We start from the raw sequence: 12429 nt of genomic DNA, 5'->3' as shown, positions 1-12429 counted from the left end.
GGCACCATCCGGGGCCTGGGCACGCTGGTGGGTGTCGACGGCTGGGACGCGGCCGGGCAGGCGTGGACCGGCTTGGCGAAGCTGGCCACCGGACTTGCGATCACCACGGTCCCGGGTGTGGGTACGGCGTTCTGGATGGCGAAGGACAAGGACCTGCCGCCGTGGTTCCGGGATTCGCGTAAGGCGGTGAAGGAGACCGGCAAGGCGCTGGTGGCGTGGGACGAGTGGGGCAAGAACCCGGCCCGGGCGGCGGGCGCGGTCACCTTCAACGTGCTGACCACGGTGTTCACCGGGGGTGCGGGCACGGCGGCGAAGGCGGGCACGGTCGCGAAGGTCATCAGTGTGGCGGGCAAGGCCGGCAGGCTGATCGACCCGATCACCTACATCGGCAAGGCCGGCTCGCTGGCGAAGCTGAAGATCGGTGACCTGTTCGCGAACCTGGGCAAGGTCGACGGGGCGTTCCCGAAGATCGACGACGTGGTGTGGAAGGACCTCCCCAAGGCCGACGCCCCCGGGATCAAGTTCCCGCACCCGGACGACACGGTCCAGCTCACCGACGACGCGCTCGGCCGCCCCCAGTACTTCGACAAGGTCACCAACCAGCTCCTGGACCACAAGGGCCTCCCGAAGCAGGACCTCACCTCGGTCCCCAAGGGCCCCGACCACCCCCTGGCCGAGGTCCCGGTGCGCCAGGAAGTCCCGGTCGGCGTCGGCGCCCACACGGCGGACGTCACCTCCCACACCCCGGGCGGGACCGCGTCCCACACCCCGGGCGGCACGACCTCCCACACCCCGGGCGGCACGGCCGACAACATGCCGCACAACAGCCACACCGAACCCGGAGGCACCGGCGCCACGGGCCACGGCGGCACCGACACCACCCCCACCGGCGGCGGAGCAGCGCACACCGACACCACCCCCTCCACCGGAGGCAGCCACGGCGGTGGCGGCGGCATCCCCCACCAGGGCGGCGGCATCCCCGACAACCTGGGTCACGGGCACGGCGACGGCCCCGACCCGGCGGCGCCCGGCAACGGCGGACGACCCGAGCTGCCTCCGCACCGGGAGAACGCGCACAAGTACACGGACGCCGAGAAGCGGCAGATCATGGAGTACCAGGTCCACCGGGCGAACGACCCGACGGACCCCTACTTCAAGAAGTACTACAACAAGCTCGGCTACCGCCTGCGGGCCGACGTGCCGGACCACACCGGGCTGGTCCCGCCGCAGCTCGTGGAGACCGCCCCCGACGTCTGGGTGCCGAAGTCGGATATTCCGCCGCCGGTCCCGCCGGACTACCTGGGCAAGGCCAAGTCCGTTGACCACAAGGACGTGTTCGTCACCCAGGAAATGCGGGATTCGCTCGATCAGGCTGCGAAGGAGCGTCACGACGCCATCACCGCCGACAAGGGTCCTCACGACGCCTATGGCGAGGCCAAGAAGGCACACAAGCTCCACAACACGGCGGAAACCCAGGCGGCGCTCGACGCTGCCAGGGCGGAGCACGCCCCGCTTCACGAAGCCCTTTCCAAGAAGAGCGAGGCGTACGGCGAGGCCATAGCCAGGGAACACGCGATACCGAAGGAATTCCCCGGCGCCAAGGAAGAGACGCTGCACGGCCCGGCCAACGGAAACGACCAGTTCGACCAGGTGTACAAGCACGGCGACCGGTACGTCGTGGTCGAGGCGAAGAGCCACGTCACCACGGACCTGGGCGAACGCCGGATCAACGGTACCCGCGTCTCGCAAGGAACCCGCGCGTACTTCGAGGACATTCTTGAGCAGATGAAGAAGCGCGGAAGGGACATCGAGAGCGAAAAAATCCTCTACAAGGCCCTCAAGGCAGCATTGGACGCGGAACCGCCGCGGATCGACTACGTCGTCGTCAAGGGAGCCGACAACACGGGAACTTACGCCGGATACACTCTTCGCCGTTTCGATCTCACCAAGTGACAGGAGATACGATGACCGTCTTCGTGGCCGGCCATTCGGAGCCGAGGCCCGACAGCGCGGCCTGGGTCAACGAGCTCTGTGAGGATCTGGTCAGCGACCTCGCAACCCTCACCTCCCCACGTAGGATCGAGTCGGCCTGGAAGGACGCCACCTTCAACGTCGCAGCCTGCTTTGGGGTGGACCCGCAGGGCGCCGCGCTGGGTACCTGGGAATCCGTGGTCGCGGCGGCGCAGCTGGGAGTCGCGCTGTTCCGCACGGCGGGGATGACCGAGGGAACGACCGAGGTGCGCATCCACCACGAAATGCGAACCCTGCCGGCTGCCGGACCCTCTTGGCAGGCGAGCGCACCCACGTGGATCGAGGCGTTCTGGTACGCGATCATCACGCGCGACCAGCCGAAGATGACCGAGTTGTGCGAGCTCCCGATCGACGTCCTGCGCGCCTCGGGCGCGGACCACGACGACTACCTCTACCACTGGGTCGCCACCCTCCAGGCGTACTGGCTCAAGCGCCCCGAGCTGATCCCGGAACTGACCCTGACCTTCCAGCGCTCCCACCCCGACGTCGCGGTCATCGCAGGACGCGAGTACATCCAGCAGGTCGCCTACCCGCCGATCAACCTCTTCTACAAGTTCCTGCAGAAGGACGAGGAGGGCTTCCACACAGCCCTCCTCGAAGCCCTGGAACTCCACAAGCAGTACTGGACCGCCACCCCCGAACGCGCCAACGACATCGACGGCCTCGTACCGATCGGCATCCTCGCCGTGACGTGCCTCGCCTACGACGGCGGCATCCCCGTCAACGTCGAGTCCCCGTACCTTCCCGAGCACCTGCTGAAGCGCTCCTGGGTCGGCGAGTTCGACGTCTGATCACCACAGGCGGAACGAAGCGGTGAGAGCAGGCCGACCTGCACGTGCAGTCCCGGACCCTGGTGGACCCCAGGGCGCCGAACCGACCACCTGGCAGACCGTGGTAACGCCGCCCAGCTGGGCCTGGCGCTCTTCCGTACGGCGGGGATGACCGAGGGCACGACGCGATGCCGCATCCACCACGCGATGCGCACCCTGCCCGCGACGGGGGCCGCACCACGCCGCGCGCATCGGCGTGGCTCCAGGCGTTCTGGTACGCGATCATCCCCTACCTGCCGGAGCACCTCCTCAAGCGCTCCTGGGTGAGGCGCACCGGGCAAGGGCTGTCGTAGGCGCCTCGTACGCTGAATCCGTACGCGACGACGGACAGGAGGCGGCCGAGGTGACCGGGACGACGACGGCGGCCGAGGTGATGGCCGAGCTGGCGGCGCTGGAGGACCCGAAGATCCGCGCCGTGAACGAGCGCCACGGTGACGACCACGGCGTGAACCTCACCAGGCTGCGCGCCGTCGCCAAACGCCTGAAGACGCAGCAGGACCTCGCCCGCGACCTCTGGGCGACGGACGACACCGCCGCGCGGCTCCTCGCGCTCCTGATCTGCCGCCCGAAGGCGTACGACCGGGACGAGCTGGACGCCATGCTGCGCGGGGCGCGCACGCCCAAGGTGCAGGACTGGCTCATCGGTTACGTGGTGAAGAAGAGCCCGCACGCCGAGGAACTGCGCGCGGCCTGGTTCGCCGACCCGGATCCGGTGGTCGCGAGCGCCGGCTGGGCGCTGACCACCGAGCGGGTGGCGAAGAGGCCCGCGGGGCTCGACATCCCCGGGCTCCTCGACACCATCGAGGCGGAGATGAAGGACGCCCCGGTCCGCCTCCAGTGGGCGATGAACCACTGCCTGGCCCAGATCGGCATCGAACACCCCGAGCACCGCGCCCGGGCGCTCGCCATCGGGGAGCGTCTGGAGGTACTGAAGGACTACCCGACCTCCCCGGGCTGCACGTCCCCGTACGCGCCCACCTGGATCAACGAAATGGTCAGCCGCTCGACGCCGTCGACCACGCGGTAGAACGGGCAGGAGCGTCCGCGAGGGCGGAGGAGCTGGAGGGCGACGAACCGGGGGTGCGCGTGTACGCGACGCAGGCACCCGTGGCCGCCTTCCCACAGGCGGCGGTGGAGGGTTTCCCGGAAGTCGTTCCGGATCTCCGAGCGAAGACCCCGGTGGCGGACGGGCGGTCTGAGTCGCCCCCGCACGCACTGCCCTCCCGCCCCGGAAATCCAGGTGCCCGCCTCCCGACCGCCCCGCTAGCCTGCGCCGCTATGACACCCGAACTGCAACGCCCCCCGCTCCAGGCAGACGAACGCACGGCACTCATGGGCTGGCTGGACCTTCAGCGGCAGATCCTGCGGTGGAAGTGCGCGGGGCTGGACGACGCGGACGCGCACCGCTCGGTGATACCGACCTCACCCGCCATGACCATGGCCGGCCTCGTCTCCCACATGCGCTGGACCGAGCACACCTGGCTGGAGGTGCTGTTCCTCGGCGGCGACGAGAAGCAGAACCCGGCGTTCGACGAGTCGGACGCGGACGCCGACTGGCACACCGACGGCCGCCCCCTCGCCGAGCTCCTCGCGGAGTACGAGGCCCAGTGCGCCCGCAGCAACGCGATCATCGCCGCGGCCTCCCTGGACGACATCGGCCGCCACCCCGGCTTCCACTCCGGCGGCGCCAACCTCCGCTGGATGCTGATCCACCTGGTGGAGGAAACCGGACGCCACGCGGGCCACGCGGACATCGTCCGCGAGCTCCTGGACGGCACGAAGGGCTACTACTAGCCCTGTGGCGGGGAAGACCACGATGCGGGTCACACCCCCACCATCGAAAGCCGAGATGCTCACACAGATCGATCAATTCAAGCAGCGCTTCGACGCGAAGAAGGTCCAGTTCATCATCCGCACACCGGACGGAACTGTTTTCGTGCCGCTTGACGGCCGCTTCACACCGGAGGTGGGACGGTGATCGCCAGTACAGCCGTTGCCCGTTGGACCTGGGGCCGCGATAGCGAGACCGCAGACCTTGTCTCGAGCTGCCTTGCCGATCTCGCGGCCGCATACTCGGTCCTTGCGGAGCATCAGATGGCCCGGGGTGAACCGGTAGTGCACCTGTCCGTGCCGGAGTGGGGAAACCCGCAGAATCGCTTGTTCGAGGATGCGCTCAGGCTGCCCGAAGGCCGTAACACGTCGCAGGTCGAACGTCTCTGCGGCGTGGTGAGAGGGGCGCTTCGCCCGGGCCGCATCGGATCCGTCGACGCGCACGTGTACTGCTCGGGAACGCGCGACGGCGAGGCGGGCGGGCCTGAGGAGAGGACCTTCCTTCTCGGCGCGTCCGCATTCGAGGGCTTCGTCACCGTTGAACTGATCACGTACTCGGACATCTGGATGAACCACGACCTCAGAGGACGCGCCCAGCCCGACGTGTATGCGGCGAACGCGCCCCGGCTGTCGGCAGCCCTTCAAGGTCTTGCCGAGGCGCTTGGCTCGGAAACAGACCCGGAAGATCCCACGTATTTCGGCAAGGCGACCGAGACGGGTGTGGAGAATTTCTTCGACAGCGACGGCCGCGCCTCGGACGTGTGGTCCAGCTTCGAGATCCCCTATCGGAAGCGACGCTTCCACCACACTGCCGTTTCAGACGTCACGTACAAGCGCTCTGCTGAGGGCGAGGTGCAGTATGTTGCGGTCTCGAATGCGCGCGGCGTGGTGCTCGGATACGTATGGACATCCGATGCCGAAGCGGCCGCGAGCTTCGAGCCGAAGGATGCCGCCGGTGAGGAGGCCTTCACGGTCGGGCACCTCTACCTGGACCGTTTGAGCGCTGCTTGTGCACGCGGCCTGTCGCCCTCCCAGGCCCTCGCCGAACTCACCGCGCAGATGAGGACCGGCAAGCCCCGCAGTGTGGATCTGACCTCTCTTCGGGAGCTCGCCGGCGAGGACCGGCCTGGATAGGGCCGCTGCAGCGACCCGCGGACGGAGCACGTGTGGGCGCTGCCCTTCCGGGCGCGGACGGTCGACGGCGTCGGGGTCTCACGCGCCATGGCACTTGACCGAGCGTACGAGGACCTCACCGCCGCCACTGGTACCGGCCTCGCCGGCCGCTCTCGTTGCCCTGGTCGGCCGACGGGTGACGACGCGACGGGGCGCCTGTCCCGGCGCGGGACGGGAGCGGTCCCCGGGAGCGACGGCACGGGTCACACCCCCACCCCGGCCGCGTACGCCGCCGGTCCCTCCGGCGTCTGGCCCGCCCAGGCCACGTAGCCGTCCGGGCGGATGAGGAAGACGCCGTCGCCGTACGCCCCGTACGGCGGGATGTGGATCGGGCGGGTGCCCGGGAGGGTGGCCTTCGGGGTGGTGCCGACCGTCAGCAGGGTCCAGTGCGGGCCGCGGAAGGCGTCGAAGAGGCGCAGGCCGCCGCGGACGCCGTCCGGGGCGCGGTCGCCGGCCCGGAGGGCGTCCGGCGGGAGGTCCGGGCGGGTTTCCACCGCCAGGGACGAGCCGCGGTAGCCGAGGCCGAGCTGTCGCGTCGCCGTGCCGCGGCGGGCCTCGCCGCGGTGGATCCGGGTCGACAGGCCCAGCATCTCGGCGGCGACGGGCAGCCGTTCCTCCTCGTAGGTGGCGAGGAGGGACTCGGGGGCCGCCCCGCGCAGCACCGCGGCCAGCTTCCAGCCCAGGTTGTAGGCGTCCTGGACGCTGGTGTTGAGCCCCTGGCCGCCGGCCGGCGAGTGGACGTGCGCCGCGTCGCCGACGAGGAAGATCCGGTTCTCCCGGAACCGGTCGGCCAGCGCCGCGCGCGGCCGGAAGTCCGACGCCCAGCGCACCTCGGTCACCTCGGCCGCGTCCAGGTGCGAGCGGGCGGCGATCAGTGCGCGGAGGGCGGGGAGGGAGAGGTCCACGGGGCCGGCGGACGACGGGAGCCCGGCCGCGACCTGGAAGTCCTCCGTCCCCGCCAGCGGGCAGATCCAGGAAGCCCGCGTCGGCGTCCGGCGGGAAGACGTGCCAGTGGTCCCGGTCGAGGCCGGTGATGCGCACGTCGGCCACCAGCACCGGGTCCGGGTCGACGGTCTCTCCCGTCATGCCGATCCCGAGCGTGCGCCGCACCGTGGAGCGGCCGCCGTCGGCGGCGACCGCGTACCGTGCCCGGACGGGGGCGCCGGAGGTGAACGCGGCCGTCACCCCGTCCGCGTCCTGCGCGATGCCGGTCAGTTCCCGGCCGAAGGCGACCTCGCCGCCCAGTTCGGTCAGCCGGGCCAGCAGGATCTCCTGGGTGCGCCACTGGGGAACCATCCACGGCTCGGCGTACGGCGCCTCCTCGCCCCCCGGCCCGGTTTCGTCGACGTCGAACATGGCGTGCTCGCCGACCCGTTCGCCGTCCCGCCAGATCATCCCGACCGGGTACGGGCCGCCCGCCGCCCGGATGGCGTCGAGGACGCCGAGGTCGTCGAAGACCTCCAGCGTGCGGGGCTGGATGCCCTTGCCGCGCGAGCCCGGAAGAGGCCGGCGGACCGCTCCACGAGGAGGGCGCGGACCCCGTGGCGGGCGAGGTCGACGGCGAGGGCGAGTCCGGCCGGTCCCGCGCCGACGATCAGTACATCGGTGTCCAACGACTTCTCCTTAACGATGTTAAGTGACGCGACTCCCCGAGCGTGCCCTTAACGCTGTTAAGCTGTCAAGCGTGGCTACGCGCAGATCCCCCAAGCTCGACAAGAGGCAGGCCGTCGACACCTCCCTCCGGCTGCTGAACGACCTCGGCCTCGACGGGCTCAGCCTGCGCGCCATCGCCAAGGAGCTCGACGTCCAGGCACCCGCCCTGTACTGGCACTTCAAGAACAAGCAGGAGCTCCTCGACGAGATGGCGACGGAGATGTACCGCCGGATGACCGCCGACGTCGCCCTCCCGCCGGACCTCTCCTGGCAGGACCGCCTCCTCGCCGCCAACCGCGGCCTGCGCACCGCCCTCCTGCGCTACCGCGACGGCGCCAAGGTCTTCAGCGGCTCCCGCTTCACCGGCACCGAGCACGCGACCCTGATGGAGGAGCACCTGCGCGCCCTCACCGGCGCCGGCTTCACCCTCGCCCAGGCCGTCCGGGCCACCACCACGGCGTACTTCTTCACCCTCGGCTTCGTCACCGAGGAACAGGGCGTCGAGCCCCTCCCCGGCGAACGCCGCGACGGCTACGACGTCGCCGAACGCGCCGAGCGCCTCGCCGGCTTCCCCCTGGCCGCCGACGCCGGAGCCGACCTCTTCCAGGACTACGACCAGGGCTTCGAGGAAGGCCTGCGCCTCGTCGTCGCCGGCATCGCAGCCCGGTACGGGGTCGTCCGATGACCGGACGCGGCTACGGGTTCTACCTCCCCTCCAGGCCGGACCCGGCCGTCCTCGGTCCGATCCTCGACGCCGTCTTCGCCGTCGGCGAGGGAGCCGTCGAGGTCGGGCCCGAGGGGGAGGCCGACGGCTGGCGGTGGGACACGCCGATCCAGTGCGGGTACGAGTGGTTCGGGCCCGGCGACATCGCCTGCCAGCTCCACGTCTACGCCGGCCCGGCCGTCCCGGACCCGCCGTCCACCGAGACCGTCGCACGGGCGCTGGCCCGGGAGTTGGGAACGGCCGTGATGACCGACCCGGGCGGCCTGCCGTGGATCTACCGGGTACTGACCCCCGGCGGCGGGTCGACCTTCGCCCGGGTCGACGCCCTGGACGGGCCGGCGAGCCTGGTCACCCACACCCAGGCCCGCGTCGAGGCCTTCCCGGACGCCGTGGTGCAGGGGCTGCCCGAGGTGGTCCGGTCCGCGCCCCTCGCTCCCCCCGGTACCGACCCGCGCCTGTGGCGGTGGACCGACCTGATCTGCCGCATGGAGGCCGGGTGGCCGCCCGTGCGCTGGTACGGGAGCGACATGTACCGCGAGGACCTGGACGAGCGGGACGCGCTGCGCGACCTGGAGGGCGATCCCCGCCTGGAGGCCCTCGACGCCCGCTTCCGGGCGCTGACCGTCGCGGACGACGGCCAGGAGACCGGCGCCGACCCGGCGTCCGCCCCCTGGTACCGGCTCCGGCGCCCCGCCGTACTGCCCTGGCGGGTGCTGCTGCCCGCCGACCCGGCGGCCGCCGACCGGCTGTGGGAGTGGGTCCGGGACGGCGCCGAGGGCGGGGAGGACCTGATGGGGCTCGACTTCAGCGGGGCCGTCCTGGACGGCGCCGACCTCAGCTCGTCCTGGGCCTACGACGCCAAGCTGGCCGGCGCCCGCCTGGTCGGCACCTGCTTCCACCGCTCCCACCTCAACGGCGCCGACCTCAGCGGGGCCGACGCCACCGGCGCCTGCTTCGTACGGGCCGACCTGGACGACACCGTGCTGCGCGGCACCGTCCTGGACGGCGCCGACCTCGTCCGGGCCGACCTGTACGGGGCCGACCTGCGCGGCGCGAGCCTGCGCGGCGCCCGCATGCTCGGAGCGGGCCTCCACGGCGCCGACCTGCGCGGGGCCGACCTCAGCGGCGCGGTGCTCCGGCAGAACGGCTTCAAGGTGGTGCTGGACGACGACACCCGCGTGGCGGGCCTGACCGGCACCGTGCTCGGCCCGGCGGAACACGCGGGGGCCGACGGCACCCGCACCCCGCTCGCCGGAACGGCCCTGGAGGACTGGATCCGCGCCCGCGGAGGCGACGTACGGGTCATCCCCCCGGCCCGCACCACCTCCGCGAGCCCGGCGCCCCGCACGACGGATGCGTCCACGCACGGGTCTTCGACATCGACAGAGGATGATCAACGTGACCCTACTCGTCCCCCGGCATGAGCTGCCCGCCGATCTGGGAAGCCGTGCCGAGAAGCTCGACAAGAGCGCAGCGCGGAACGTCGAGCGGCTGGAGTCGTCGCCCGCCGGGTTCCGGCTGGCGTTCGGGACGGCACTGCTCGCGGCCTTCACGCACTGCGGCGAGGACCCTCGCGCAGCCGGCCTGGCGACCTGGGAGGCGTGGGTGACGGCCACGCAGGTCGGCTCCGCGCTCTTCGCCACCTCGACCGCGACGACCGGCACGGTGAAGTGCCGCATCACCGACGAAGTGCGGGTCATCCCGGCGACCGGGCCGCAGCACCACAGCAACGCGGAGAACTGGATCAACGCCTTCTGGCTGGCGATCGCCTGCGGCGAGCCGGACCGGATGACGGCCCTGGCCCGGGTCCCCCTGGAGCTCTTGCGGGCTTCGGGTGCCGAATACGACGCGTACGTCTACCCGTGGATCGCGACCCTGCAGACCTGGTGGCTCGGCGGCGGCGAGCTGGGCGGGCTGCTGGACGCGGCGATCGCCGGTACCGACCCGGAGGGGCTCGAGGGCGATGACCGGGACCTGATGCTGCGGGTTCTCTACCCCCCGATGAACCTCTTCCTGAACTACCTCACCGGCGACCACGCACGCTTCAACGAAGCCCTGGCCCAGGCCCTCCAGTGGCACAAGGAGTACTGGACGCGCGCGGACGGGGGCGCGGCTGCGGGCAACGCGAGCAGCCTCGTCGCCCTCGGCCCGCTGGCCATGGCCTGCCTGGCCCGCGACGCGGGATTCCCCCTGACCGTCGAGTCCGCATACCTGCCGAAGCACCTCGTCGCCCGCAGCTGGGTCGGCGAGTTCGACACCATCAGCACGTAGTCACGACCTGCGGGTGGCGGCGTGCGGTCGTGCACGCCCCGAGCGCGGCACGGCAGCCGCCACCCCACGACCCGCACTCGTCAAGGCACAGGACCCTTGGCGTCCCCTCGCGACGAATCGCTCACCACCAGGGTGATCAACAGGTGACGAACCGTCAACACCTCGTTAGAGGTACACGCGCGGTTCCCGCATCAGTCCACATTTTTTCGGGACCCCCTCAGAGCCCTCCGCCGCGGCCCGGTCGATCTCGCACCAGATGCGTTTGCCCGCGCCCTCGCGCTGCCAGCCCCACCGGTCCGCGAGGCCGTCCACCAGCTCCAGGCCGCGTCCGCCGGTGTCCTCGCCGCCGGCCTGGCGCCGGGCCGGGGCCCGGTCGCTGGCGTCGGCGACCTCGACGCGCACCCCCGGTCCCCCGAGCAGCATCCGGAGCACGGCCGGACAGCCCGTGTGCACGACCGCGTTCGTGACCAGCTCGGAGATCAGCAGGATCAGCGTCTCGGCGAGCGGCTCGTCGTCCCCTATGCCGGACCCCGCCAGCCGGGACCGTGCCCACCGGCGCGCCCGGCCGACCTCGGCGGGGTCCGGTCCTACCTCCAGCTGTACCTGAAGCACCTGCACCGCTCACACCATCCGAACCGGCGGACACTTCGCCTCGCGACGGGATGGGATCACCCGCTGTGACCCCCGTGCCGAGCAGCATGGTTGACGTACAGTCACCACAACAAGCGCTTCGGGCATATTCCAGCGCGAAGGAGTAGGCGTGGTGCATACTGTGCGACGCTCACGCCGCTCAACCGCTCGCATCGTCGGAGCGTACCGTGGCACGCCCCCGCCTCCGGGCCGCATCGGGCTGGGTGAAGGACACAAACCGATATCAACTCTCTGTAATCGGACATGCGTCCCGCCCCGTCCCTCCCGTGCCCTGCCGGGTCCTGCATGGACCTCCCGTCACAGCCCGCTACGGCGACCCGCCCCCTACGGCGCCGCGTCCCGCTCCAGCGCCTCCGCCAGCAGCTCCTCGGCCAGCAGTTCCTCCGCCCCCGCCGCCGTGCGCCACTGCTCCGCCCGCACCCAGGCCCGCTTCAGGTGCAGGTGGACGTCCGCCTCCCACGTGAAGCCCATTCCCCCGTGCACCTGGAGGCAGTCCCGCGCGCCCCGCACGGCCGCCCCGTCCGCGAGCAGCTTCGCGGCGGCGATCTCGGCGGGGTCGCCGGTCACGGCCGCCGCGTAGACCGCCGTACGGGCCACCTCGGCCCGGACCAGCATCCGCGAGCACAGGTGCTTGACGGCCTGGAAGCTCCCGATCGGCCGCCCGAACTGCTCGCGCTCCCCCGCGTACCGCACCGCCAGCTCCACCGTCCGCAGCGCGCTTCCGGCCTGGAGCGCCGCCGTCAGCAGCGCCCCCGCGTCCCGGTACTCGGCAGGCAGCGCTCCGGCGGCCCGCCACAGCGGGGTCAGCGGATCCGCCGACCTCACCGGCTCCCCCGCCGGGACGCCGTCCGTCCCCAGCACGGCGTCGGCCTCGCCCAGGTGCGCCACGAGCGGCCCCCGGAGGTCGAACGCGGTCACCACCGCCGAGCCCGAAGCCGCCCCCGGGACCACTCCGGCGGCCAGGTGGGTGGCCACCAGCGGCCCCGGCACCAGCGCCCGCCCGGCCTCCTCGAAGACGACCACCGCCTCCGGCAGGCCGAGGCCCACCCCGCCCTCGGACTCCGGCAGCCGCAGCGAGAAGAAGCCCGCCTCGCCCAGCTCCCGCCACAGCCCCCGGTCCACGGCCCCGCCTCCCCCGTCGGCCTCGGCCGCCTCCGCCCGCGCCACCGACGCCCGCAGCGCGTCGCGCCCGTACCGCCCCGCCAGCAGGTCCCGTACGCCCGCCCGCAGGTCCCGCTGCTCCGGCGTCGGCTGGAAGTCCACCGC

12 protein-coding genes and 1 pseudogene are annotated in these 12429 nt (G+C 71.7%); 9 read left to right on the top strand and 4 right to left on the bottom strand.

What is annotated here, in order from left to right:
* From ACZ501_RS30190 to ACZ501_RS30165, 6 genes are all read left to right on the top strand, one after another.
* Positions 1–1953: hypothetical protein (locus ACZ501_RS30190; RefSeq protein ID WP_468799657.1), on the top strand; the 1953-nt coding region annotated here is incomplete at its 5' end.
* An 11-nt stretch (positions 1954–1964) separates the two neighbouring features.
* Positions 1965–2822: an immunity 49 family protein gene (locus tag ACZ501_RS30185; protein ID WP_468799655.1), complete on the top strand. Its 858-nt coding sequence runs from the start codon at positions 1965–1967 to the stop codon at positions 2820–2822.
* Between the two features lie 412 nt (positions 2823–3234).
* Positions 3235–3888, top strand: a complete 654-nt coding sequence (locus tag ACZ501_RS30180; RefSeq protein WP_468799669.1) for a DNA alkylation repair protein — start codon at positions 3235–3237, stop codon at positions 3886–3888.
* Positions 3889–4139: 251 nt separating this feature from the next.
* Positions 4140–4655 carry a DinB family protein gene (locus ACZ501_RS30175; protein ID WP_468799653.1) on the top strand — a complete coding sequence of 172 codons (516 nt, stop codon included), beginning with the start codon at positions 4140–4142 and terminating at the stop codon, positions 4653–4655.
* A 4-nt stretch (positions 4656–4659) separates the two neighbouring features.
* Positions 4660–4839: a hypothetical protein gene (locus ACZ501_RS30170; RefSeq protein WP_468799651.1), complete on the top strand. Its 180-nt coding sequence runs from the start codon at positions 4660–4662 to the stop codon at positions 4837–4839.
* Positions 4836–5825, top strand: coding sequence for a hypothetical protein (locus tag ACZ501_RS30165; protein ID WP_468799649.1), 990 nt, complete (start codon positions 4836–4838; stop codon positions 5823–5825). The genes ACZ501_RS30170 and ACZ501_RS30165 overlap by 4 nt, the downstream gene beginning before the upstream one ends.
* Positions 5826–6067: 242 nt before the next feature.
* Here ACZ501_RS30165 and ACZ501_RS30160 read toward each other — a convergent pair.
* Together ACZ501_RS30160 and ACZ501_RS30155 are read right to left on the bottom strand one after the other, a co-directional pair.
* A pseudogene (locus ACZ501_RS30160) lies at positions 6068–6844 on the bottom strand (FAD-dependent monooxygenase); the annotation flags it as partial.
* Positions 6845–7255: 411 nt separating this feature from the next.
* Positions 7256–7477: an FAD-dependent oxidoreductase gene (locus tag ACZ501_RS30155; RefSeq protein WP_468799647.1), complete on the bottom strand. Its 222-nt coding sequence runs from the start codon at positions 7475–7477 to the stop codon at positions 7256–7258.
* Positions 7478–7548: 71 nt separating this feature from the next.
* On the opposite strand from ACZ501_RS30155, the gene ACZ501_RS30150 reads away from it, so the two are divergent.
* Genes ACZ501_RS30150 through ACZ501_RS30140 form a run of 3 tightly spaced genes read left to right on the top strand, consistent with a single transcriptional unit; the run spans position 7549 to position 10512 of the window.
* Positions 7549–8202 carry a TetR/AcrR family transcriptional regulator gene (locus ACZ501_RS30150; protein WP_361600958.1) on the top strand — a complete coding sequence of 218 codons (654 nt, stop codon included), beginning with the start codon at positions 7549–7551 and terminating at the stop codon, positions 8200–8202.
* Positions 8199–9665 carry a pentapeptide repeat-containing protein gene (locus ACZ501_RS30145; RefSeq protein ID WP_468799646.1) on the top strand — a complete coding sequence of 489 codons (1467 nt, stop codon included), beginning with the start codon at positions 8199–8201 and terminating at the stop codon, positions 9663–9665. Before ACZ501_RS30150 ends, ACZ501_RS30145 begins: the two co-directional genes overlap by 4 nt.
* On the top strand, positions 9640–10512 hold the full coding sequence (locus ACZ501_RS30140; protein ID WP_468799644.1) for an immunity 49 family protein: 873 nt from the start codon (positions 9640–9642) through the stop codon (positions 10510–10512). The genes ACZ501_RS30145 and ACZ501_RS30140 overlap by 26 nt, the downstream gene beginning before the upstream one ends.
* A 165-nt stretch (positions 10513–10677) precedes the next feature.
* Here the strand turns inward: ACZ501_RS30140 and ACZ501_RS30135 are convergent, their stop codons facing one another.
* Positions 10678–11130, bottom strand: coding sequence for an ATP-binding protein (locus tag ACZ501_RS30135; RefSeq protein WP_361600950.1), 453 nt, complete (start codon positions 11128–11130; stop codon positions 10678–10680).
* 357 nt (positions 11131–11487) lie between these two features.
* A complete protein-coding gene (locus ACZ501_RS30130) occupies positions 11488–12426 on the bottom strand; it encodes an acyl-CoA dehydrogenase family protein (protein ID WP_468799642.1) in 939 nt (312 codons plus the stop codon).
* Between the last annotated feature and the right edge of the window lie 3 nt (positions 12427–12429).

This window comes from Streptomyces sp. NPDC034085, assembly GCF_055575555.1.
The sequence above is the reverse complement of the archived record's forward strand: the minus strand, read 5'-3'. Positions and strand labels throughout refer to the sequence as shown.

Excerpts from the sequence above, each read along its gene's own strand:
- ACZ501_RS30185 (WP_468799655.1), top strand. The coding sequence starts at position 1,965 with ATGACCGTCTTCGTGGCCGGCCATTCGGAGCCGAGGCCCGACAGCGCG.
- ACZ501_RS30180 (WP_468799669.1), top strand. The coding sequence starts at position 3,235 with ATGGCCGAGCTGGCGGCGCTGGAGGACCCGAAGATCCGCGCCGTGAAC.
- ACZ501_RS30175 (WP_468799653.1), top strand. The coding sequence starts at position 4,140 with ATGACACCCGAACTGCAACGCCCCCCGCTCCAGGCAGACGAACGCACG.
- ACZ501_RS30145 (WP_468799646.1), top strand. The coding sequence starts at position 8,199 with ATGACCGGACGCGGCTACGGGTTCTACCTCCCCTCCAGGCCGGACCCG.